Here is a 25,577-nt window from a genome sequence, read left to right as displayed (position 1 = left end):
AAAGACGACCTTGAGTGCTGGCTTGCTACAGCGGTGGAGTGCGGAATGCGTGAGTTTGAGACCGAATCGAATCGGGCGTCCGGGTTCGCGGAGCGGCTGACCGACCTGCCACCCGGTGACCGCGCGGCATTCCTGGGCGACGTCGTCCACGACGCCACGCGGGCCGCGCTCCTGGCGGCCCGGCCGGACGTCCCGGCGGTGCTCGACCCGGAAAAGGCGTTCTCCGACCACGGGTTCGACTCGCTGGCCGCGGTGGAGCTGCACGCGCGGCTCACCGAGGCCACCGGGCTCGAGCTGCCGGTCACCCTGGCCTTCGACCACCCGACGCCGGTCGCCGTCGCGCGCTTCCTGCACGCGGCGGTGTTCGGCGCCGAGTTCGTCCACAGTGGACCGTCGGTGACCGGCGACCGCGACGAGCCGGTCGCGATCGTCGGCATCGGCTGCCGCTACCCGGGCGGGGCCGCCTCGCCCGAGGACCTCTGGCGGCTCGTGGCCGAAGAAGTGCACACCATCACCGGGTTCCCCACCGACCGCGGCTGGGACCTCGACGGCCTCTACGACCCGGACCCGGACCGCCCGGGCAGCAGCTACGTCACCTCCGGCGGCTTCCTGCCCGACGCGGGCGAGTTCGACGCGGGCTTCTTCGGCATCGCGCCGCGTGAGGCGTCCGCGATGGACCCGCAGCAGCGGCTGGTGCTCGAGACGGCCTGGGAAGCCCTGGAGCGCGCCAAGATCGACCCGACCACGCTGCGCGGCACGCCCGCCGGCGTCTTCATCGGCGCCGAGGCCCAGGAGTACGGCCCGCGCCTGCACGAGGCCCCGGACGGCCTCGACGGCTACCTGCTCACCGGCAACGCGCCCAGCGTCGTCTCCGGCCGCGTCGCCTACGCCCTCGGCCTCGAAGGCCCGACGCTGACCGTCGACACCGCGTGCTCCGGCTCGCTCGTCGCCCTGCACCTCGCCGTGCAGGCCCTGCGCCGCGGCGAGACTCCCCTCGCCCTCGCCGGCGGCGTCGCCGTCATGGGCGGGCCCGGCACGTTCACCGCGTTCAGCCGCCAGCGCGGCCTCGCCGAAGACGGCCGCTGCAAGGCCTTCGCCGCGGCCGCCGACGGCACCGGGTTCGCCGAAGGTGTCGGTGTCCTGGTGCTGGAACGGCTGTCCGACGCGGTCGCGAACGGGCACACCGTGCTCGCCATCGTGCGCGGCACCGCCATCAACTCCGACGGCGCGTCCAACGGCCTCACCGCCCCCAACGGCCCGTCGCAGCAGCGCGTGATCCACCGCGCGCTCGCCGACGCGCGGCTCGAAGCGTCCGAAGTGGACGCTGTCGAGGCGCACGGCACCGGCACCCGGCTCGGCGACCCGATCGAGGCGCAGGCGCTGCTCGCCGCCTACGGCCAGAGCCGCGAAACCCCGCTGCTGCTCGGCTCGATCAAGTCCAACATCGGCCACACCCAGGCCGCGGCCGGCGTGGCCGGCGTGATCAAGATGGTCGAGGCGATCCGCCGCGGCCGGCTGCCGAAGACCCTGCACGTCGACGCGCCGACCCCGCACGTCGACTGGACCGCGGGCGAGGTCGAGCTGCTGACCGAGGCCCGTGAGTGGCCCGCGGTCGAGCGTCCGCGCCGCGCGGGTGTCTCGTCGTTCGGCGTCAGCGGCACCAACGCGCACGTCATCATCGAGCAGGCACCCGCCACGGCCGACGAGACCGTCGACACCCAGCCGCTCCCGGTCGTGCCGCTCGTCGTCTCGGGCCGCAGCGAGGAAGCCCTGCGGGCGCAGGCGGCCAAGCTCGTGTCCACTGTGGAGTCTGATGACTTCACAGCCCTCACCGAGATCGGCTTCTCGCTGGCCGGCACGCGCGCCGCGCACGACCACCGCGCCGTGGTCGTCGCCGAGAGCACCGAGGACGCCGTCCGCGGCCTGCGCGCGCTGGCGGCGGGCGACCAGGACAGCGCCGTCGTCACCGGTGAGCGCACGCCGGGCAAGCTCGCGATGCTGTTCTCCGGCCAGGGTTCGCAGCGCCTCGCCATGGGCAAGGAGCTGTACCTGGCTCACCCGGTCTTCGCCGAGGTCTTCGACGAGGTCATCGACCACCTCGACGTGCAGATGGACCGCCCGCTGCGCGACGTCCTCTTCGGCGACGACGCCGAGGAGCTGAACGGCACCCAGTACGCGCAGTGCACGCTGTTCGCGGTCGAGGTCGCGCTCGCGCGGCTGCTGGAGTCGTGGGGCGTCAAGCCGGCCGTCCTGCTCGGCCACTCGATCGGCGAGCTGGCCGCCGCGCACATCGCCGGCGTCTGGTCGCTCGAGGACGCCTGCTTGGTCGTCGCCGCGCGTGGACGTCTCATGCAGGCGCTTCCCGAAGGCGGTTCGATGGTCGCGATCGCCGCGACCGAGGACGAGGTCGGTCCGGTGCTCACCGACGGCGTGAGCATCGCCGCGATCAACGGTCCCGCTTCGGTCGTGGTCTCCGGCGAGCGCGCCGAGGTCGAGGCCGTCGCCGAGGTGTTCCGCCTGCAGGGCCGCAAGACGAGCGAGCTGCGCGTGTCGCACGCGTTCCACTCGCCGCTGATGGAGCCGATGCTCGCCGAGTTCCGGGAGGTCCTGGAGGTCGTCGACTTCGCGACGCCGTCGATCCCGATCGTCTCGAACGTCACCGGCCGCCTGGCGACCGCCGAGGAGCTGTGCTCGCCCGGCTACTGGCTCTGGCACGTGCGCCGGCCGGTCCGGTTCGCCGACGGCATCGCCGCGCTCGCCGCGGCCGGGGTCACCACCGCGATCGAGGTCGGCCCGGACGCCGTCCTGGCGGCCATGGCCGCCACCGGCCCGCACGGCACCGACCTCACCTTCGTCCCCGCGCAGCGCCGCGGTCACGCCGAGGTCCCGGCGCTCGCCGGCGCGCTCGGCCGGCTGCACACCCGGGGCGTGCCGGTCGGCTGGACCGCGTTCTTCGGCCCGGCCAATGCCGTCGACCTGCCGACGTACGCCTTCCAGCGCAAGCACTTCTGGCTCACCGCGCCGGCGGCCGGCGACGCGGCCGGCTTCGGCCAGCTCGCCTCCGGCCACCCGCTGCTGGCCGCCGAGCTCGGCCTCGCCGACCACGACGGCCTGGTCCTGACCGGCCGGATCGGCCTGCGGTCGCACCCGTGGCTCGCCGACCACACCATCGCCGGCACGGCCCTGCTGCCCGGCACCGCGTTCGTCGAGATGGCCCTGCACGCCGCCGAGCGGGCGGGCTGCGACGTCGTCGACGAGCTGACCCTGCAGGCGCCGCTCGCCGTGCCGGACGGCCGGGGCGTCGAGGTGCAGGCCGTGGTCGGCCCGGTCGAGGACGGCCGCCGCACCATCGAGTTCTACTCGCGGGCCACCCACGACGTCGCCTGGACCCGCCACGCCGTCGGCGTGCTGGCCGAGGCACCGGCCGCCGAGCCCGCGCCGATGACCGAGTGGCCGCCGTCCGGCGCCGAGGTCGTCGCCACCGGCGAGCTGTACGAAGAACTGGCGGCGCAGGGCTACGGCTACGGCCCGCTGTTCCGCGGCCTGCGCACGGCGTGGAAGCGCGATGACGTCGTGTTCGCCGAGGTCGCCTTGCCCAGCCGGGACGAGGACTTCGGGATCCACCCGGCGCTGCTCGACGCCGTCCTGCACGCCACCGACTTCGCCCCGGGCGAGGCGCGGGAGGCCGGCGAGATCCGCCTGCCGTTCGCGTGGACCGGCGTGCGGCTGCACGCTTCCGGCGCGGCCGAGGTGCGGGTGCGGATCACCTCGCCCGCCACCGGCGGCGTCTCGCTGGAAATCACCGACCCGGCGGGGACGCCGGTGCTGTCGGTGGAGTCGTTCCGCTCCCGTCCGGTCCAAAGCGCCGAGCTGGGTCCGCGGGCCCAGGACCTGCTGCACACCGTCGAGTGGACGCCGGTCGCGGCTTCGGACGCGCAGTTCTCCGTGGCCGAGGTCGCCGACCTCGCCGAGCTGACCGAGGTGCCGGACACGATCGTCGTGCCGGTCGCCGCGAAGGGCCGGAGCATCCCGGCGGCGGCCAAGCAGGCCGCCCACCGCGTCCTCGCCGTCCTCCAGGAGTTCGTCGCCGACGAGCGCCTCGCTTCGGCCAAGCTCGTGATCCGGACTCCCGGCTCGCTCGCCGACTCCGCCGTGCGGGGGCTGGTGCGCTCGGCGCAGGCCGAGCACCCGGGCCGGATCGTCCTGATCGAAGGCGAGACCACCGCCGCGACGCTGGCCACCGCGCTCGCCTCCGGTGAGCCGGAGCTGCGGATCGACGGCGACCGGGTGCGGGCCGCCCGGCTCGTCCGCCTGCTCGCCGACGCCGACGGACCGGCGTGGCGCGCCGAGGGCACCGTGCTGGTCACCGGCGGGACCGGCGGCCTCGGCGCGCAGGTCGCGCGCCACCTCGTCACGACCCACGGCGTCCGGCACCTGGCCCTGCTCAGCCGCCGCGGGATCGACGCGCCGGGCGCGGCCGAGCTGGTCGCCGAGCTGGCCGGGCACGGCGCCACGGCGCAGGTCGTCGCCTGCGACGTCACGAAGAAGCGGTCCCTTTCGGCCGCGCTCAAGAAGATCGAGCAGCCGCTGTCCGCCGTCGTCCACACCGCCGGTGTGCTCGACGACGCGATGATCGGCTCGCTCACCGAAGACCGCCTGGACGGCGTCCTCGCACCGAAGGTCGACGCCGCCTGGGCGCTCCACGAGCTGACCGCCGAAGCCGACCTGGCCGCGTTCGTCCTGTTCTCCTCGTCGGCCGGGCTGGTCGACGGCGCGGGCCAGGCGAACTACGCGGCGGGCAACACCTTCCTCGACGCGTTGGCCGAGCACCGGCGTGCGCGGGGCCTGCCCGCGACGTCCCTGGCCTGGGGCCTGTGGACCGACGACGGCGCCGCGCTCGGCATGAGCGCCGGGCTGTCCGAAAAGGACCTGGGCCGGATCGGCCGGCTGGGCCTCGCCCCGCTGACCGCTTCCGAAAGCCTGGCCGCGCTGGACGTCGCGATCGCCACGGATACGCCCAACGTTGTGCCGACCCGCGTCGACCGCGCCGCGCTGAGCGCTCGCGACGACGTCCCGGCGCTCCTGCGCGGCCTCGTCCCCGCGAACCGGCGCCGCATCGCCGCGGCCGCCGGAGAGCTGACCCCGGAGCGGCAGTTCGCCGAGCGGTTCGTCTCGCTGTCCGAGGCCGACCGCGACCGCGCGGTGCTCGACCTGGTGCGCACCCACGTCGCGGCCGTGCTCGGCCACGACGGTCCGTCGGCGATCAGCCCGTCCCGCCCGTTCGGCGAGATCGGGTTCGACTCCCTCGCCGCGGTGGAACTGCGCAACATCCTCGACTCCGTCACCGGCCTGCGGCTGCCCGCGACGCTGGTGTTCGACCACCCGACCCCGCGCGCGCTGGCCGAGTACCTCGTCACACGCGTCGCCGGCCTGGCCCCGGCCAAGCCCGTCGCACCGGTGACCACGGCCGACCCGGAGGAGCCGATCGCCATCGTCGGCATCGCCTGCCGCTACCCCGGCGGCGTGGCGACGCCGGAGGACCTGTGGCGGCTCGTCTCGGGCGGCGAGGAGGCGCTCACGCCGTTCCCGGCCGACCGCGGCTGGAACGTCGACGCCCTCTACGACCCCGAGCCCGGCAAGCCCGGCCACAGCTACGTCAAGCACGGCGCCTTCCTGCACGACGCCGCCGAGTTCGACGCCGACTTCTTCGAAATCAGCCCGCGCGAAGCGGCCGCGATGGACCCGCAGCAGCGGCTGCTGCTGGAGGTGTCCTGGGAGGCGTTCGAGCGGGCCGGCATCGACCCGGGTTCCCTGCGCGGCAGCGCCACCGGCGTGTTCGCCGGCGTCATGTACCACGACTGGGGCACCCGGCTCGGCACGGTTTCCGACGACATCGCGGGCTACCTCGGTAACGGCAGCCTCGCCAGCGTCGTCTCCGGCCGCGTGTCCTACGCCCTCGGCCTGGAAGGCCCGACGGTCACCGTCGACACGGCGTGCTCGTCGTCGCTGGTCGCCCTGCACTGGGCGGCCCAGGCGCTGCGCCGCGGCGAGTGCACGCTCGCCCTCGCCGGTGGCGTCACGGTGATGTCCACTCCGGACACCTTCGTCGACTTCAGCCGCCAGCGCGGGCTGTCCGCCGACGGCCGCTGCCGCTCGTTCGCCGACGCGGCCGACGGCACCGGCTGGGGCGAGGGCGCGGGCATGCTGCTCGTCGAGCGGCTCTCGGACGCCAAGCGCAACGGCCACCCGGTGCTCGCGCTGCTCAAGGGCTCCGCGGTCAACCACGACGGCGCGTCCAACGGCCTCACCGCCCCGAACGGTCCCTCGCAGCAGCGCGTGATCACCAAGGCGCTGGCCGACGCGGGTCTCGCACCGTCCGAAGTGGACGCCGTCGAAGGCCACGGCACCGGCACCACGCTCGGCGACCCGATCGAAGCGCAGGCCCTGCTGGCCACCTACGGCCAGGACCGCGCCGAGGACCAGCCCCTGTGGCTCGGGTCGATCAAGTCCAACATCGGCCACACCCAGGCCGCGGCCGGCGTCGCGGGCATCATCAAGATGGTCATGGCGCTGCGCAACGAGCAGCTGCCGCAGACCCTGCACGTCGACCGTCCGTCCACCGTGGTCGATTGGGACACCGGTGCGGTGCGGCTCCTGACCGAGTCGCGCGACTGGTCACCCAACGGCCACCCGCGCCGGGCCGCCGTCTCGTCGTTCGGCATCAGCGGCACCAACGCCCACGTGATCATCGAGCAGGCGCCCGAAGACGCGATCGTCGAGCAGCCGGCCGAGCCGCAGCCCGACGCCGTCGTCCCCGTCGCGCTCTCGGGCCGCACCCCGGCCGCCGTGCGCGGCCAGGCCGCCCGGCTGCGCGAGTACCTCGCCGACCACGAAGACGTCACCGTCGCCGAGCTGGCGCGGTCCCTCAACTCGACCCGCTCGGCCCTGGAGCACCGCGCGGTGGTCGTCGCCGGGACCCCGGCCGAACTGGCCGACGGCCTCGACGCGCTCGCCACCGGCGAGCAGGGCGGCGACGTCGTCACCGAGGGCAAGCTCGCGTTCCTGTTCTCCGGGCAGGGCGCGCAGCAGGTCGGGATGGGCGCCGCGCTGGCCGGGACCTACCCGGTCTTCGCGGAGGCGTTCGACACCGTCTGCGCCGCGATCGATCCGCTGCTGGACGTGCCGCTGCGGGACGTCGTCTTCGGCACGACGGCACTGGCGGATCGCGGCCTGCTCGACCAGACGCAGTACACGCAGACCGCCTTGTTCGCCGTGGAGGTCGCGCTGTTCCGGCTCGCCGAGTCGTGGGGGATCGTCCCCGACGCGCTGGCCGGCCACTCGATCGGCGAGCTGGCCGCGGCGCACGTCGCCGGAGTGCTTTCCCTCGATGACGCGGCGAAACTGGTCGCGGCACGGGGCCGGCTGATGGGCACGCTGAGCACGCCGCCCGGGGCGATGGTCTCCCTCGCCACGACCGAAGAGGCCGCGCGGGAGCTGATCCGCGGGCACGAGGACGAGGTCAGCGTCGCCGCCGTCAACGGCCCCGCGTCGGTCGTCATCTCGGGGGTCGCCGACGTCGTGTCCGACATCGAGCGCGCCACCGACGTCCGGACGCGCCGGCTGCGCGTGAGCCACGCGTTCCACTCGCCGCTGATGGCGCCGATGCTCGACGAGTTCCGCGAGATCGCCGCGGGGTTGACGTTCCACGCGCCGCGAATCCCGGTCTTCTCCACGGTTGCCCCCGGCGCCGACCTGGCCTCGCCGGAGTACTGGGTCACCCACGTCCGCGAAGCCGTGCGCTTCGGGGACGCGGTGGCCGCCTTGGCCGCCGACGGCGTGCGGACGTTCCTCGAGCTGGGGCCGGACAGCGTGTTGACCGCGCTCGGCCGGCAGATCGACCCGGACGCCGCGTTCGTGCCGTTCGGCCGCCGCGACCGGGACGAGGTGCGCACCGCGCTGGCCGCGCTCGGCCGCCTCCACACCCGCGGGGCCGCCAAGCTGGACCGCGTGCTCGGCGACGGCCCGATCCGGCTCGACCTGCCGACGTACGCCTTCCAGCACAAGCGTTTCTGGCTCGACGCGACCCCGTCCGGCGACGTGACGGCGGTCGGGCAGCAGCCGCTGCCGCACCCGATGCTGGGCGCGGTCGTGCCGCTGTCCGGCTCGGACACCACGGTGCTCACCGGCCGGCTGTCGGCCGGGTCGGTCCCGTGGCTGGCCGACCACGTCGTCAAGGGCGCGATCCTGGTGCCCGGCACCGGCTTCGTCGAGCTCGCCATCGCGGCCGGTGACCAGGTCGGCCACTCGACGGTCGAAGAGCTGACGCTGCAGGCGCCGCTCGTCCTGCCGCCCGACGGTGCCGTCGCGCTCCAGGTCGTGGTCGGCCCCGCCGACGGCGACCGCCGCCCGGTCACGGTCTTCTCCCGTCCGATCGACGGCGACGAGTGGACCCAGCACGCCGTCGGCACGCTGTCCGCGGCGCCGCGGCCCGAGCCCGCCGGGCTCACCGAATGGCCGCCGGCCGGGGCGAACCCCATCGTGGTCGAGGGCGCCTACGACCTGCTCGAAGAGCGCGGGTACGGCTACGGCCCGTCGTTCCAGGGGCTCACGGCCGCCTGGAAGCGGGGCAACGAGGTCTTCGCCGAGGTCGCGCTGCCGGAACCGGCGGCGTCGACGGCGAGCCTCTACGGCCTGCACCCGGCGTTGCTCGACATCGCGATGCACGCCGACCTCCTCGGCGACCCGGGTGGCGCGACCCTGCTCCCGTTCGTCTGGAACGGCGTCACGCTGCACGCCGCCGGCGCCTCGGTGCTGCGGGTGCGGATCGAGCGGCTGAACGGCGACGAGGTGTCGGCCATCGAGGTGGCCGACAGCGAGGGCCGCCCGGTCGCGACCATCGACTCGCTCGTCTCGCGGCCGGTCCGCCGGGAGCTGACGGCGTCGCCGGCCGAGGTGGACGGCTCGCTGCTCAAGATCGCGTGGCTGCCCGTCTCCGTGCCGCAGTCCGACACCGGAGTGGTCGCCGTCGGCCGCGGCCGGGTCGGGGTGGCCGCCACCTACGCCGGGTTCGCCGACCTCACCGCGGCGATCGACCGCGGCGAGCCGGTGCCGGCCCTGATCACGCTGACCGTGCCGGGCGCCGAAGGGGACGTCCCGGCCGCGGCCCGCGAGAACACCGCGTGGCTGCTCGCCGAGCTCCAGGCCTGGCTGGCCGACTCCCGGTTCGGGATCACCAAGCTGGCCGTGGTCACGCAGGACGCGGTGCCCGCCGGTGAGTCCACTGTGGACGTCACGCAGGGGCTGCTGTGGGGCCTGGCCCGCGGGGCCCAGGCCGAGCACCCCGGGCGCGTGTTCGTCGTCGACGCCGATTCTGACACGGCGGCCGCCTCGATTGCGGCGGTCGTCGCCTCCGGAGAGCCGGAAGCCGCGATCCGCGAAGGCGCGGTGTTCGTGCCGCGGTACGTCAAGACGGAGTCCGGCGACACGTCTCCCTGGGGAACGGGCGCGGTGCTGATCACCGGCGGCACCGGCGGGCTCGGCAGCCTGCTGGCCCGCTACCTGGTGGCCGAGCACGGCGTCACCGACCTGGTGCTCACCAGCCGTCGCGGCCTCGGTGCGCCGGGCGCCAAGCAGCTGGTCGAGGACCTGAAGGACCTCGGGGCCCGGGTGCGGGTCGCGGCGTGCGACGTCACCGAGCGCGCCCAGGTCGAGAGCCTGCTCGGGGCGATCGACAACCTCACCGGCGTCGTGCACGCGGCGGGCACGGCCGACAGCGGCGTCTTCGACTCGCTGACGGCCGACCGGCTCGACTCGGTCCTGCGGGCCAAGGTGGACGCCGCCTGGCACCTGCACGAGCTGACCCACGACCTCGCCGCGTTCGTCCTGTTCTCATCTGCCGGCGGCCAGGTGCTGCCGGCGGGCCAGGCGAACTACGCCGCGGCCAACGCGTTCCTCGACGGCCTCGCCGCGCACCGGCGGGCCGCGGGCCTGCCGGCGACGGCGCTGGCCTGGGGGCTGTGGGCCGAGAACACCGGCCTCGGCGGCGAGCTGGCCGAGGCGGACCTCGCCCGGATGGCGCGGCTCGGCCTCCCCGCGGTCACCGCGGAGCAGGGGCTCGCGCTGTTCGACGCGGCGACCGCCACCGAGGACGCCGTGATCGCTCCGCTGCGGGTGGACGTCGCGGCGCTGCGGGCCCGGACCGACGACCTGCCGGCGCTGCTGCGCGGGTTCGTCCCGCCGAAGGGCCGCCGGACCGCCAAGGCGGCGAAGGCGGCCGACAACGCGCTGGCCGCCGAGCTGGCCTCGCTGGCCGACAACGAGCGCGACCGCGTGCTGCTGGACATCGTCCGCACCCAGGTGGCCACCGTGCTCGGCTACGCGGACAAGTCCGAAGTGGACGGCACCCGCGCGTTCAAGGAGCTCGGCTTCGACTCGCTGGCCGCGGTCGAGCTGCGCAACCTGCTCGGCACCGCGACCGGCCTGACCCTGCCCGCGACGCTGATCTTCGACCACCCGACCGCCAAGGCGGTGGCGGACTTCGTCAAGGGCAAGCTGCTCGGCGCGGTCGCCAAGGTCCCGGCCACCACGACCCGGACCAACGCGTCGATGCAGGAGCCCATCGCGATCGTCGGCATGGCCTGCCGGTACCCCGGCGGCGTCCGGTCGCCGGAGGACCTCTGGCAGCTGCTGGTCGACGAGGTCGACGCCGTGTCGGAGTTCCCGACGAACCGCGGCTGGGACATCGACAGCATCTACGACCCCGAGCGGGGCAAGCGCGGCAAGACCTACGCCCGCGAAGGCGGTTTCCTCCACCACGGCACCGAGTTCGACCCGGCGTTCTTCGGCATCGGCCCGCGCGAGGCGCTGGCCATGGACCCGCAGCAGCGGCTCCTGCTGGAGACGGCGTGGGAGGCCATCGAGCGCGCCGGCATCGACCCGACCGCGCTGCGCGGCAGCATGACCGGCGTCTTCACCGGCGCGATGTACGACGACTACGGCAGCCGCGTCCCCGGCGCGCCCGCCGACGTCGCCGCCTACATCCCCAACGGCAGCTCGGGCGCGGTCGTCTCCGGCCGCATCTCCTACCTGCTGGGGCTGGAAGGCCCGTGCATGACGGTCGACACCGCGTGCTCGTCTTCGCTGGTCACGCTGCACCTCGCGGTGCAGGCGCTGCGGGCGGGGGAGTGCGGGCTGGCCCTCGCGGGCGGCGTCACGCTGCTCTCGCAGCCGGATCTCTTCGTCGACTCCAGCCGCCAGGGCGTGCTCTCGCCCAACGGCCGGTCGAAGTCCTTCTCCGCGGCGTCCGACGGCGTCGGCTGGGCGGAGGGCGCGGGCCTGCTCTTGCTGGAGCGGCTCTCCGACGCGCAGCGCAACGGCCACGAGGTCCTCGCGGTGGTCCGCTCCAGCGCCGTCAACCAGGACGGTGCGTCCAACGGCCTCACCGCGCCGAACGGGCCGTCGCAGGAACGCGTGATCCACGCGGCTCTGGCGGCGGGTGGCCTGAAGCCGTCCGAAGTGGACGCCGTCGAGGCACACGGTTCGGGCACGAAGCTGGGTGACCCGATCGAGGCGCAGGCGCTGCTGGCCACCTACGGCCAGGCCCGTCCGGACGGGCGGCCGCTGTACCTGGGCTCGGTGAAGTCCAACATCGGCCACGCGCAGGCTTCCGGCGGCGCGGCGGGCGTGATCAAGGTCGTGCAGGCCATGCGGCACAACACGCTGCCGAAGTCGCTGCACATCGACGCGCCGTCCCCGGTCGTCGACTGGACCACCGGCGACATCGAGCTGCTGAGCGAGGCCCGGCCGTGGCTGCCGAACGGCCGTCCGCGCCGGGCCGGCGTCTCGTCCTTCGGCATCAGCGGCACCAACGCGCACATCATCATCGAAGAGGCACCGCCGTCCACTGTGGAGCGTCCGCGCCGGACGGCACCGGCGTTGCCGTCGGTCCCGCTGCCGATCGCCGGCACCACGGCGGCGGCGCTCGCCGACCAGGCGGCCCGGATGGCCGCGTGGATCCGGTCGAACCCGGAACTGGACCTGACCGACGTCGGCTACTCGCTCGCCACCGGGCGGGCCGGCCTCGACCACCGCTCGGTGGTCCTGGCCGCGGGTCGCGACGCCGCTTTGAAGGCGCTCGACGGCCTCGCCACCGGCGGGACCCCGGCGGGCACGGTCACCGGCACGACCAGCGCGGCCGACCTGACCGCGTTCCTGTTCACCGGACAGGGCGCGCAGCAGCCGGGCATGGGCCGCGAGCTGTACGAGGCCTTCCCGGTCTTCGCCGGTGCCTTCGACGAAGCGTGCGGCCTGTTCGACACGGACGTCCCGCTGAAGCAGGTCATCTGGGCCGAGAAGGGCTCCGACGACGGCGAGCTGCTGAACAAGACGGCGTACACGCAGTGCGCGCTCTTCGCGATCGAGGTCGCGCTCTACCGCCTGGTCGAGTCGTGGGGCATCACCCCGGACTACGTCGCCGGGCACTCGATCGGCGAGCTGGCCGCGGCCCACGTCGCCGGGGTGCTGTCCCTGGCCGACGCCTGTGCCCTGGTCGCGGCCCGCGGTCGCCTCATGCAGGCGCTGCCCGGGAATGACGCAGCGTCGCGGAGCGACTCCGTTGAGGGTGGTGGCGGGGGCAAGGGCGGAGGAGCCATGGCGGCGATCGCGGCGACCGAGGACGAGGTGCGCGCCGCGCTCCCGGCCGAGGTCGACGTCGCCGCGGTCAACGGCCCGCGTTCGGTGGTCGTCTCCGGTCCGGAAGACGCGGTGAAGGCCGCCATGGCGGCCTTCAAGGAAGCCGGACGGCGCGTGAAGCAGCTGGTCGTCTCGCACGCCTTCCACTCCTCGCTGATGGAGCCGATGCTGGCCGACTTCGCCGTGGTGGCGGAGAAGCTGACGTACTCGGCGCCGGGCATCCCGGTCGTCTCCAACGTGACCGGCCGGATCGCCACCGCCGAGCAGCTCTGCTCGCCGGAGTACTGGGTGAACCACGTGCGGGAGGCCGTCCGCTTCGCCGACGGCGTCGGCACGCTGCTCTCGGCCGGGGTCACCCGGTTCGTCGAGCTGGGCCCGGACGCCGTGCTGACGGGCATGGCCCGCGAGTGCGACACGTCGGCCGCCGACCGGCCCGACCGCGTCGTGGGCGTGCCCGCGCTGCGCCGGGGCCGCGACGAGGTCCCGACGCTGTTCACCGCGCTGGCCACGCTGTACTCGCGCGGTGCGAAGCCCGACTGGGCCGCGGTGTTCGCCGGGCGTGGTGCGTCCACCGTGGACCTGCCGACCTACGCTTTCCAGAACAAGGAGTACTGGCTCAACGCGACGAAGCGGGCCGGCGACGTCGGCTCGCTGGGCGCCAAGGCCGCCGGGCACCCGCTGCTGGGCGCGCTGGTGGAGCTGCCCGACGGCGGCGCCGTGCTCACCGGCCGGCTCGCGGCCGACCGGCAGACCTGGCTGGCCGACCACGTGGTGATGGGCCGGACGATGCTGCCGGGCACCGCGTACGTCGAGCTGGCCCTGCACGCCGGCGACCAGGTCGGCTGCGACGTCCTGGAAGAGCTGACCCAGCAGGCGCCGCTGCTGCTGCCGGACGAAGGCGGCGTCGACATCCGCGTCGTCGTCGGTGCTCCGGGTGCGGGCGGGCGTCGTGAGCTGTCGGTGCACTCCCGCGCCGAGGACGGCTGGACGCAGCACGCGGCCGGCACCCTCTCCGCCGGGGCTCAGCCGGCGGAGTTCGACCTCTCGGTGTGGCCCCCGGAGGGCGCCGAAGCCGCCGACCTCACCGGGCTCTACGACGACCTGGCCGGGCTCGGCTTCGGTTACGGCCCGGTGTTCCGGAACCTGCGCGCGGTGTGGCTGCGCGAAGGGGAGGTCTTCGCCGAGGTGGCGCTGCCCGAGGGCACCGCGGCGAGTGAGTTCGGCCTGCACCCGGGTCTGCTCGACTCGGCGCTGGGCGCGACGGACTTCCTCGTCCCCGGCGGCCCGAAGGCGCTGACCGAGACGACGATCCCGTTCGCCTGGAACCAGGTCTCGCTGCACGCCGCCGGAGCCACCACGCTACGAGTGTGGGTCCGCAAGGAGGGCAAGGACGCTTCGCTCGCGCTGGCCGACGCGACCGGTTCGCCGGTCGCCTGGATCGAGTCGCTGGTGACGCGGCCGGTGTCGGAGGGCCAGCTGGGCGCCAAGGTCCCCGACTCGCTCTACCGGATCGACTGGCAGCCCGCCGCCGGTGTCCGCCTGGTCAAGTCCCTCGAGGGCTGGGCCGTGCTCGGCACCGACGACCTCGGCCTGGGCGTTCCCACCCACGAAGAACCGGCGGCGGCGGACGTCCTGGTCCTGCCGGTCGGCTCGGTCGAGGGCGAGATGCCCGCGCAGGTCCACGCGACCGTCCAGGAAACCCTGCGGCAGCTGCAGACCTGGCTCGACGGGACGTCCGACGGCAAACTCCTGGTCGTCACGCGCAACGCCGTGGCCGACAGCCCGGACCTCGCTCAGGCGCCGGTCTGGGGTCTCGTCCGGGCCGCGCAGGCGGAGAACCCCGGGCGGGTCCAGGTGGTCGACGTCGACGACCTGCCCCAGTCGATGCGGGCGCTGCCCGCGGTGGTGGCCTCCGGCGAGCCGGAAGCGATCGTCCGGGTCGGCGAGGTCCGCGTGCCGCGGCTGGCCAAGGTCACCACGGTGGGCGACCCGGTCGAGTGGGACGCCGACGGCACGGTGCTCGTCACCGGTGGCGCCGGCCTGCTCGGGGGCCACCTGGCCCGGCACCTGGTCGCCCGCGGTGCCCGGAAACTGGTCCTGACCAGCCGTCGGGGCCTGGACGCGCCGGGTGCTCGTGAACTGGTCGACGAGCTGGGTGCTTCGGTGACCGTCGCGGCCTGCGACGTCACCGACCGGGCCGAGCTGGCCACGCTGATCGCGTCGCTGCCCGACCTCACCGCCGTGGTGCACGCCGCCGGGCAGATGGACAGCGCGGTGCTGAGCGCGCTCACCCCAGCGCAGGTCGAGAACGTGCTGCGGCCCAAGGTGGACGCGGCCTGGCACCTGCACGAGCTGACCGCTTCGCTGGACCTCAAGGCGTTCGTGCTCTACTCCTCGGCGGGCGGCCTGCTGCTCGCCGCGGGGCAGGCGAACTACGCCGCGGGCAACGTCTTCCTGGACGCACTGGCCGGGCACCGCGCGGCGCTGGGCCTCCCGGCGACGTCGCTGGCCTGGGGTCCGTGGGAAGGCAGCGGCGACGCGGTCGACCTGACGCACATCGCCCGGTCCGGGGTCGCGGAGCTGGCCGTCGACGACGGTCTCGCGCTCTTCGACGCCGCGCTCGCGGCCGGCGAACCGGCGCTGGTGCCGGTGAAGCTCGCCGACCTGCGGGAGGCCGACCGGCTGGCACCGCTCCTACGGGGCCTGGTCACGGCCACCCCGCGGCGGGCCGCCGCGGCGGCGGGCACGGTGACGGCGGCACCCGAAGCCGGGTTCGCCGAGAAGCTGACCGGAATGTCGGCCGACGAACGGGAATCGGCGCTGCTGCAGCTGGTCTGCGAGCACGCGGCGGCCGTCCTCGGCTACGACGACGCTTCGGCGGTCGGCGTCGAGAAGGGCTTCACCGACCTGGGCATCGACTCCCTAGCCGCGCTGGAACTGCGCAACCGGCTCGGGGCGGCCTGCGGGCTGCGCCTGCCGGCGACGCTGATCTTCGACTACCCGAGCCCGCTGCCGCTGACCCGGTTCCTGCTGGGCGAGCTGCTGCCCGAGCTCGGCGAGCCGGTCGAAGAGGTGGCCGAGGCCAACGGAACCGACGAGGTGGCGGCGATCGCCGGGATGGACCTGGCCGACCTGGTGCGGTCCGCGATGGCCGGCACCCAGACCGACGACGGAGGGGACTCCCAGTGACCGGCCAACCGAACACCGCGCCGTCCACCGAGCAGATCGTCGCGGCGCTGCGGCAGTCCATGATGGACAACGAGCGGCTCAAGGCGGACAACCAGAAGCTCACCGCGGCGATGAGCGAGCCGATCGCGATCATCGGCATGGGCTGCCGCTACCCCGGCGGGGTCACGACGCCCTCGGAGCTCTGGGACCTGGTCGCGGGCGGCACCGACGCCATCGGCGAGTTCCCGGCGGACCGGGGCTGGGACACCGCGTCGATCTTCGATACCGCGGGCCGCCCCGGCACGACCTACTCGAAGGAGGGCGGCTTCCTCCACGACGCCGCCGACTTCGAGCCGGAGTTCTTCGGGATCTCCCCGCGCGAAGCCCGCACGCTCGACCCGCAGCAGCGGGTCGTGCTGGAGACGGCGTGGGAGGCCGTGGAACGCGCCGGCATCGTGCCCTCGACGTTGCGCGGCAGCAAGACCGGCGTCTTCGCGGGGGTGATGTACCACGACTACGGCGCCGGGAGCAGCGACGGCAGTCTCATTTCCGGCCGCATCTCCTACACCCTCGGCCTCGAAGGCCCCTCGGTGTCGGTGGACACGGCCTGCTCGTCCTCGCTGGTCGCCCTGCACTGGGCGGCGCAGGCGCTGCGCCGCGGCGAGTGTTCGCTGGCGCTGGCGGGCGGCGTGACCGTGATGGTGACGCCGGACATGTTCGTCTACTTCAGCGAGCAGCAGGGGCTGTCCCCCGACGGCCGGTGCAAGGCGTTCGGCAGCGGCGCCGACGGCGTCGGCTGCTCCGAAGGCGCCGGAATGCTGTTGCTGGAGAAGCTTTCCGACGCGCGGCGCAACGGCCACCACGTGCTGGCCGTGCTGCGCGGCAGCGCGGTCAACTCCGACGGCGCGTCCAGCGGCATCACCGTCCCGAACGGGCCCGCGCAGCAGCGCGTGATCCGCGCGGCGCTGGCCGACGCCGGACTGGAACTGTCCGATGTGGACGCCGTCGAAGCGCACGGCACCGGCACCAAGCTGGGTGACCCGATCGAGGCGCAGGCCCTGATCTCGACCTACGGCAAGGCGGCGACGCCGGAGCGGCCGCTGCACGTCGGGTCGTTCAAGTCGAACGTCGGCCACACGCAGGCGGCCGCCGGAGTCGGCGGCGTGATCAAGATGGTGGAGGCGCTGCGGCGCGGCGTCCTCCCGCGCAGCCTGCACGCCGAGGAGCCCTCGCCGCACGTCGAGTGGTCGGACACGGTCTCGCTGCTCACCGCCGAACGGCCGTGGCCGGAGACCGGGCGGCCGCGCCGCGCCGGCGTGTCGTCGTTCGGCATCAGCGGCACCAACGCGCACGTGATCGTCGAGCAGGGCGACCCGGTAGCGGTCTCCTCCGCCGGCGAAGGTCCGGTGACCTGGCTGCTGTCCGCCAATGACCCGGAGGCCCTGCGGGCGCAGGCGGGCAAGCTCGCCGCTCTGACCGGCGACGCGTCCACTGTGGACATCGGGTATTCGCTGGTGACCACCCGTACCCTCGCCGAGCACCGCGCCGGGGTCGTGGCCGCCGACCGGGCGGGCGCGATCCGGGCGCTCACCGAGTACGCGGCGGGCCGTCCGGCCGGCGTCGTCGACGGGGTGGCGGAGGCGGGGCGCACGGCGTTCCTGTTCACCGGCCAGGGCGCGCAGCGCGCAGGGATGGGCCTGGAGCTGGCGGCCGCGTTCCCGGCGTTCTCCGAGGCCTTCGACCAGGTGGCGGCCGAGCTGGACCAGCACCTGGACGTCCCGCTGAAGACGGTGCTCGGCTCCGAGGAGACCGGGTACACGCAGCCCGCGTTGTTCGCCGTCGAGGTCGCGGTGTTCCGCCTGCTCGAGTCCTGGGGCGTCCGGCCGGACTACCTGCTCGGGCACTCGATCGGCGAGCTGGCCGCGGCGCACGTCGCCGGCGTGCTCTCGCTCGAGGACGCGTGCACGCTGGTGACGGCCCGGGCTCGCTTGATGCAGGCGCTGCCCGCCGGGGGCGCGATGGTCGCCGTGGCGGCCACCGAAGCCGACGTCGTGCCGCTGCTGACCGACGGCGTGTCGATCGCCGCCGTCAACGGCCCGGCGTCCGTGGTGCTCTCCGGGGACGAGGACGCGGTGCTCGCCGTCGCCGAGAAGTTCGAGAAGACTTCGCGGCTGAAGGTTTCGCACGCGTTCCACTCGGCCCTGATGGAGCCGATGCTGGCGGACTTCGCGTTCATCGCCCGGAACCTGACCTACCGCACGCCGGAGATTCCGATCATCTCGACGGTTTCTCCCGACGCCGACCTGACTTCACCGGAGTACTGGGTGAGCCAGGTGCGCGACGCCGTCCGGTTCGCCGACGGGATCCGCACGCTGCTCGACGCGGGCGTCACGACGTTCGTCGAGGTCGGCCCGTCGGCGGTGCTGACCGCGATGGGCCAGACGTGCTTGGGCGCGGACGACCGGGTGACGTTCGTCCCGGTGCTGCGCAAGGACCGGCCCGAAGCCGAATCGGCGGCCGCCGCGGTGGCGGCGCTCTTCGTCAGCGGGGCCACTGTGGACTTCGCGGCGTTCTACGCCGGCGGCTCGGCCGTCGAGCTGCCGACGTACGCCTTCCAGCGCAAGCGTTACTGGCTGGAGAACCCGACCGGCGCCCGCGTCCGCGGAGTCACCGAAGTCGGCCAACTCGACGCCGGGCACCCGCTGCTGGGCGCGGTCGTGACGACCGCCGACACCGGCGGCGTGGTGCTCACGGGGAAGCTCTCGCTGCACGCGCAGCCGTGGCTCGGCGACCACGTCGTGCAGGGGGTCGCGTTGTTCCCCGGGACGGCCTTCGTCGAACTGGCCGTGCGGGCGGGCGACGAGGTGAACTGCGCGAAGGTCGACGAGCTGACCCTCGCGGTGCCGCTGATCCTGCCCGAAGACGGAGCCGTCCCGATCCAGGTGACGGTGGGCGCGGAGGACGAGTCGGGCGCCCGCTCGGTCAACATCTACTCGCGGTCCGGCGAGGCCGGCGAGTGGACGAAGAATGCCAGCGGCAGGCTGTCGCCGTCGGCGGACGCGCCCGCGGCCATCGCGGAGTGGCCCCCGGCCGGGGCCGTCGAGATCGACGTGACCGGTCGCTACGACGAACTCGCCGCCCAGGGCTTCGACTACGGGCCGGTGTTCGCCGGGCTTCGCCGCGTCTGGCGCGACGGGAACACCCTGGCCGCCGAAGTCGTCTTGCCGGACCACGCCGACGGTTCGGCGTTCGGCATGCACCCGGCCCTGCTGGATGCCGCGCTGCACACCATCGGCCTCGCCGGGCTGACGGAGGACAAGCCGGCGTTGCCGTTCGCGTGGACCGGGGTTTCGCTGTACGCCGGTGGGGCATCGAGCCTGCGCGTGCTGCTCTCGTCGGATGTCGAGAACACCGTGTCGCTCACGGCCACCGACCCCACCGGGGCGCCGATGCTGACCGTGGGATCGCTGGCCCTGCGGCCGATCGCCGACGACGCGTTCGCCTCGATCACCCGGCCGTCCGCCGGCGACTCGCTGTTCCGGGTGGAATGGCTTCCCTACACCGGCGATGCCGCGGCCGGCGTCTCGCGCGCGGTGCTCGGCGCGGACCCCTTCGGCCTCGGCGGAGAGTCCTATGTGGACCTTTCCGCCCTGGTCGACGCGGTGCGGGCGGGGACGGCCGTCCCGGACGTGGTGTTCGTGTCGTTCGCGGCGCCCGGGACGACGTCGCCCACGGCGGCGCGCGAGGCCACCCACCGGCTGCTGGCTTTGGTGCGGGCCTGGGTCGGTGAGGAGACGCTGGCCGGTTCGCGGCTGGTCGTGGTCGCCTCCGGCGCCATCGCGACGCATCCCCACGAGGGCATCGGCGACCTGACCCACGCCGCGTTGTGGGGCGTCGTCCGGTCGGCCCAGCTGGAATACCCGGATCGGTTCATGGTGGTCGACGTCGACGTCGACGGCGGCGACCCGGCGCTCGACACGGTGCTCGGGGCGATCCACGCCGGTGAGTCCGGAGCCGCCGTCCGGGACGGGGCGGTGCTGGTGCACCGGCTGGCGAAGTTCGTCCCCGAGAGCCGGCCGCCGTCGCTGAACCCGGCCGGAACCGTGCTGGTCACCGGCGGCACCGGCGCGCTGGGCCGGCTGATCGCGCGGCACCTGGTGACCGCGCACGACGTGCGCCACCTGCTGCTCAGCAGCCGTCGTGGCGAAGCGGCCCCGGGCGCGGCGGAGCTCAAGGCGGAACTGGAGGAGCTGGGCGCTTCGGTTTCGCTGGTGGCCGGCGATCTCGCGGATCGGGCCGCGGCGGCCGCGTTGGTGGCCGGCGTGCCGGCCGAGCACCCGCTGACCGCGGTCGTGCACACGGCCGGCGTCCTGGACGACGGGGTGCTGCTCGCGCTGACCCCGGACCGGATGGACGCGGTGCTGCGGCCGAAGCTGGACGCGGCCTGGCACCTGCACGAGCTGACCGCGGAGCTCGACCTGGCCGCGTTCGTGCTGTTCTCCTCGGTCGCCGGGACGCTCGGTTCGGCCGGGCAGGCGAACTACTCGGCCGGGAACGTGTTCCTCGACGCGCTGGCCCACCACCGCGTCGCGCTCGGGCTGCCGGCGGTGTCGCTGGCGTGGGGCATGTGGTCCGAGGGCGGCATGGCGGATGCGCTCGGGGACACCGACCTGGTCCGGATGTCGCGATCCGGGGTGGGCGGGCTGTCGTTCGCGGACGGGCTCGGGTTGTTCGACGCGACGTTCGGCACCGAGCAGCCGGCCCTGGTGCCGGTACGGCTCGACGAGGCCGGGCTGCGGGCCGAGGCACACCGGTTGCCGGCGATGGTGCGGGGACTGGTGCGCGGTGGCGCGCGGCGGCGGGCGACGGTCACCGACGACTCGTGGGCCCGCATCGTGGCGCTGCCCGCCGGAGAGCGGGAGCGGGCGCTGCTCGACCTGGTGTGCGGCACGGCCGCGGTGGTGCTCGGCCACGATCGCCCGGACGCGATCGACCCCAGGAAGGGGTTCATCGAGCTCGGCTTCGATTCACTGACGGCGATCGAGTTGCGCAACCGGCTGGACGAGGTGTCCGGACGGCGGCTGCCGGCCACCCTGATCTTCGATTATCCGTCCGCCACCGCGGTGGCCGGGTTCCTCGGCGCGGACCTGGCGGATCAACCGTCCGTGGTGGACTCCCGGCTGGCGGCCCTCGAGACCGCGCTGCGGGACACCGCTCTGGATGAGGCCGCACGCGAGAAGCTGGTCACCCGGTTGACCGCCCTGCTGGCTTCGTACACGGCTCCCGACGAGTCCGAGGACATCGAGAGCGCCAGTGCCGAGGACCTCTTCGCGCTCTTGGACGAAGAACTGGACAGCAAGCCGATCTGAGCACGCGGGTCGCCCGCTGCCGTCACGCGAGTCCCACACGGCTACGGCTGTGTGGGACTCGTTGCGTACTTGAGAAGGGTGGTGGCCGCAGTGGGGGGCTTCGCGTGCTCGCGGGATCCACGATCGGATCGGCGGCGTCAGCAGGCCGGTGGCTACCGGCCACCGGCCGAAGTCGAGACCCCTGTACGAGCAGGCGACCTGATCCGGCAGGTCGCCTGAGCCCGGAACCGGAGCGGTTCAGCGGATCACGTCTCGGTGAGAAGGCCGAGGGAGCACAGCGAACCGGCCAGGGCGATCATGTCGTAGCGGATGCCGTCGACGTCCGTCTCCCACAGCGCGGCGAGGACGGCGCTCGCGCCGTCGACATCTCCGTTGTGCTGCTTGAGCGCGATCCACATCGCCGCGGCGACCGGTTCGCACTCCACCTGGCGGCTGGTGCTGGTGCAGATCAGCTCGAGATGCCCGTCGGGAAGCATCCGCTGGGTGACTCCGGGAGCGGTTTGAATGGCCATCATGGCTACCTCCGAGGCGGTGGTCCGGTTCTGTTTCCTTGATGTATCCAGTTTCGCGGACCCGGGCCCGGCGGACCATGGGGGCGGCACCTGAACGGGAGCTGGGGTTTACTCCCCCCTAGCGGCCCACGTTCCGGGTTGCGGGAGAAAGCGCCTCTTCCCGCCAGTCGCGCAAGCGGGCGGCGACGGTGGTCAGCACGCCGTCGAGCTGGGCGTTCAGGTAGAAGTGCCCGCCTGCCAGCACCTCCACCGCGCAGTCGCCGGTGGTGTGGGCCCGCCAGGCGCGGACCTCGGCGAGGTCGACGACGGGGTCGTCGGCGCCCAGCAGCACGTGGATCGGGCAGTCCAGCTCGGGCCCGGGCTCGTGGCGGTAGGTCTCGACGGCGGTGTAGTCCCCGCGGATGGCGGGCAGCACCATGCGCAGCAGCTCGTCGTCACCGAAGACAGCGCTGTCGGCGCTGCCGGTCCCGCTGATCTCGTTGAGGGCGGTGACCAAACCGTCGTCGTCGAGCCGGTGGACGTACTCGGTCCGCGGCACGGACGGTGCCGGGCACGCGGAGGCGAACAGGCCCAGCGGCCGCGAACCCCGGGCCTGGAGCCGGCGCGCGACCTCGTAGGCGAGCGTCGCGCCCATGCTGTGGCCGAACAGCGCGACCGGCCGGTCGAACCACGGCCCGAGGTCGTCGGCGATGACGTCGGCCATCGCCGGGAGTTCGTCGAAGCACCGCTCTCCCCGCCGGTCCTGCCGGCCCGGGTACTGCACGGCGATGACGTCGGCGTCCAGCCCGGCCTCGGTGGCCGCCCGCGAGAACGGGAAGTAAGCGGTCGCCGACCCACCTGCGTGTGGCAGGCACACCAGTCGCACCGCGGCGTCGTCGGCCGCGTGGAATCGCCGGATCCACCGGCTCGATTTCTCGTTCAGGGCAGTCACAATTCAGGAAGTCTCCGGTCCGTTCGCGGGCCCGGCAACCCCTAGCGCGCTGCGACGGTGCGTAGTCAAGTCACCCCTTCGGGTGACTTTAGATCGCGGTTGGCTGGACTTAGGGACGTGCTGCGAATGTCGATAAGGCAGGAAGCGAACCGTCTTCTTCGAGGAGCTTGCGATGGGCGCGATCTGGGGGCAGAACCGCCGAGACGACCCGCACGAGGCCTTGGCGTTCCTCGAGACCTTGTTGATCGGATGTGAGGCCGGCACCGGGGAATCCGTGCTGGTGGGTGGCGGGCCGGCCAGCGGCAAGACGCAGTTGCAGAACCAGGTGGTGGCCAGCGCCAGGGAACTGGGCATCCTCACCCTCACCGCGACCGGTGCCGCCGACGAGCGGGACGTGGCGGGCGGCGTGATCGACCAGCTGCTGGCGAGCCCCGCACTGCCGAGGACGCTGACCGAGGGTCTCGCCGCCGACGGTACCGACGACTGGATCGCCGGGCTGTGCAGCGCGGTGCACCGGCTGGTCCGCGAGCGCGCGGTGCTCGTCGCCGTCGACGACCTCCACCACGTGGACGAAACCTCCGCGCGCCTCCTGCTGCGCCTGCAGCGCCGGACGCGGTCGGCGGGGTTGCTGCTGGTGCTCAACCACGCCGACTCGTGGTACGGGGGCGGTGGGCAGCCGTTCGCGTCGCAGCCGCACCGGCACGTGCAGCTGATGCCGCTTTCCGTGCGGGCCATCGCGGAGCTGGTGGCGGCGGAGGAGCACGACGGGCTGCCTGAGCGGATCCACGAGCTCAGCGGCGGAAACCCGTTGCTCGTCAACGCACTGGTCGACGCCCACCGCGGCAGCGCGGACACCGGCTCGGCGTACTCCGAGGCCGTGCAACGGCTTCTGCACCACTACGACTCCCCGCTGCGCGAAGTGGCGACGGCGATCGCGGTGCTGGACACCGACGTCACCACCGACGCGGTGGCCCTCGTCGCCGGCGTGGATCCGCTCGACGCCGAGACTTCGACCGGCCGGCTCGCGGACACGGGCCTGATCGCCGGTGTCCGGTTCCGGCAGCCGCCGGCCGCGGCCGCCGTGGTGGGTGGGCTGCGCGGGCCCGAGAAGGTGCGGCTGCACGCACGGGCCGCCGAGGTGAAGCACTCGCGCGGGTTGCCCGCCGCCGACGTCGCCCGGCATCTCGTGGCCGCGGGCGAGGCGAACGCCGAGTGGGCCCTGCCGGTGCTGGTGGCGGCGGCGGAAGAAGTGATGCTCGCGGACGACATCGACTTCGCCACCCGCTGCCTGAAGCTCGCCGCGTCGGTGTCGACGGCGCGGTGGGAGCAGCAGATGATCTCGCAGCTGCTCGCCAAGATCACCTGGCGGGTGAACCCGGCCGCCGCCGCGCCGCACCTGCAGTCGCTGCGCGACGCCGGTGACTCGCTGGACCGGACCGACCGGACCGCGCTCGCCCGGCAGTCGCTGTGGTTCGGCGAGCGGGACACGTTCGAGTGCGCGCTCGCGGCGCTCGGAGCCGACATCGAGCCGCTCGACCCGCGCACCGCCGCCGAGTTCAGCCTCGCCGGACACTGGCACTACGGCGTCTCGGCGGCTTCGGGCGAAGCGACCGATCCCTGGCTGCGCACGGCGAACTCGCTGGCCGCGGTGTGGTACACCGGCGGCACCGACGTGACCTCGGCGTGCGCGGAACGGATCCTGCAGAACTGCCGGCTGTCGGACACCTCGCTCGAGGCGCTGTCCACGGCCATCCTCGCGCTGGCCCACGACGACAAGGCCGACCGCGCCGAAGGCTGGTGCACCTCGCTCCGGGAGGAGGCCGGGTACCGCGGCGCGGTGACGTGGAAGGCGATGCTCGACGCGATCGGTGCCGGCCTGGCGCTGCGCCAGGGCGACGTCGCCGGTGCGGCGGAGCGGGCGACGGAAGCGCTGGCCGCGCTGGACGCGCCGAACTGGGGCGTCGCGATCAGCTACCCGCTGGCCACGCTGCTGACCGCGCACACCGCGGCCGGCGCGTTCAAGGCGGCGGCCGCGGTGCTGCGGCGCCCGCTGCCGGACGCGGCGATGACGACGCTGGGCGGCGTCCGGTACCTGCGCGCGCGGGGCCACTTCCACCTGGCGACCAACCGGGGGCTCGCGGCGGTCAGCGACTTCCAGCAGTGCCGGCGGATCCTGCGCGAATGGAACCTCGAGCTGCCGACGATCGCACCGTGGCGCACCGATCTCGCGGAGGCCAACCTGCGGCTGGGCAACCCGGCACTGGCCGTCGACCTGGCCAGGCAGCAGCTCGCGTGCGCCGCACCGACCGACGCCTGCTCGCGTGGCTCCGCCCTGCGGGTGCTGGCGCTGGCCGGCGACGCCGAGGCGCGCCCCGGCCTGCTGACCAGGGCGGCCGAGGTCTTCAAGGACGCCGGTGACCGGCTGGAGCTGGCGAAGACCATGCGCACGCTCAACCAGCTGGGCCAGCACGCGGAACGCTCCGCGGGCCTGGTGAAGCCGGTCCACGTGCCGCGGCAGACCGGCCGGTCGCCGCTGGGCCGGCCGCCGGCGGGGCTGCCGGTCGCGTCCCGGCCCGCGGTCGCGCGCCCGGAGCCGGTTTCGACGGCGGCGTCCTCCGCGCTGAGCGAGGCCGAGCTGCGGGTCGCCGAGCTCGCGGCGGAGGGCCGCACGAACCGGCAGATCGCGGAGACGCTGTACATCACGGTGAGCACGGTCGAACAGCACCTGACCCGCGTGTACCGCAAGCTCGGCGTCGCCGGGCGCGCCGCGCTGGCCTCCGAACTGGCCCCCGCCGAAAACCCTTGAAACCACCTTTGAGGCAGTGGCGGGAATCCACGCTCGCTCAGGGGGGCCAGGCGAACGGTTAGGGGTGGGTGCGCCGTGCTCACCGCTCGTAACGTACCGCG

The 25,577-nt window shown here is 73.8% G+C and carries 5 protein-coding genes; 3 read left to right on the top strand and 2 right to left on the bottom strand.

The window, feature by feature from the left end:
• Window positions 1–45: 45 nt before the first annotated feature.
• Together AB0N03_RS11495 and AB0N03_RS11490 are read left to right on the top strand one after the other, a co-directional pair.
• Window positions 46–15,879, top strand: a complete 15,834-nt coding sequence (locus AB0N03_RS11495; RefSeq protein ID WP_364369049.1) for a type I polyketide synthase — start codon at window positions 46–48, stop codon at window positions 15,877–15,879.
• Window positions 15,876–21,227, top strand: a complete 5,352-nt coding sequence (locus tag AB0N03_RS11490; protein ID WP_364369046.1) for a type I polyketide synthase — start codon at window positions 15,876–15,878, stop codon at window positions 21,225–21,227. The genes AB0N03_RS11495 and AB0N03_RS11490 overlap by 4 nt, the downstream gene beginning before the upstream one ends.
• 245 nt (window positions 21,228–21,472) lie before the next feature.
• Here AB0N03_RS11490 and AB0N03_RS11485 read toward each other — a convergent pair whose 3' ends face one another.
• Both AB0N03_RS11485 and AB0N03_RS11480 read right to left on the bottom strand, forming a co-directional pair.
• Complete coding sequence (locus AB0N03_RS11485; protein ID WP_364369043.1) at window positions 21,473–21,742, bottom strand: hypothetical protein; 270 nt, start codon at window positions 21,740–21,742, stop codon at window positions 21,473–21,475.
• A 115-nt stretch (window positions 21,743–21,857) separates the two neighbouring features.
• Entirely contained in the window at window positions 21,858–22,670 is an 813-nt protein-coding gene (locus tag AB0N03_RS11480; RefSeq protein WP_364369040.1) for an alpha/beta fold hydrolase, read from the bottom strand.
• A 172-nt stretch (window positions 22,671–22,842) separates the two neighbouring features.
• Here AB0N03_RS11480 and AB0N03_RS11475 point away from each other — a divergent pair, with 172 nt between their 5' ends.
• A complete protein-coding gene (locus AB0N03_RS11475) occupies window positions 22,843–25,476 on the top strand; it encodes a LuxR C-terminal-related transcriptional regulator (RefSeq protein WP_364369039.1) in 2,634 nt (877 codons plus the stop codon).
• Window positions 25,477–25,577 lie beyond the last annotated feature (101 nt).

Origin of the sequence: Amycolatopsis sp. NPDC051061 (assembly GCF_040682935.1) — a bacterium.
GTDB lineage: Bacteria > Actinomycetota > Actinomycetes > Mycobacteriales > Pseudonocardiaceae > Amycolatopsis.
The sequence above is the reverse complement of the archived record's forward strand: the minus strand, read 5'-3'. Positions and strand labels throughout refer to the sequence as shown.

Bases quoted from the DNA above. Each gene is read 5' to 3' on its own strand.
- AB0N03_RS11475 (WP_364369039.1), top strand. From the start codon at position 22,843: ATGGGCGCGATCTGGGGGCAGAACCGCCGAGACGACCCGCACGAGGCC.
- AB0N03_RS11495 (WP_364369049.1), top strand. From the start codon at position 46: ATGCGTGAGTTTGAGACCGAATCGAATCGGGCGTCCGGGTTCGCGGAG.
- AB0N03_RS11485 (WP_364369043.1), bottom strand. From the start codon at position 21,742: ATGATGGCCATTCAAACCGCTCCCGGAGTCACCCAGCGGATGCTTCCC.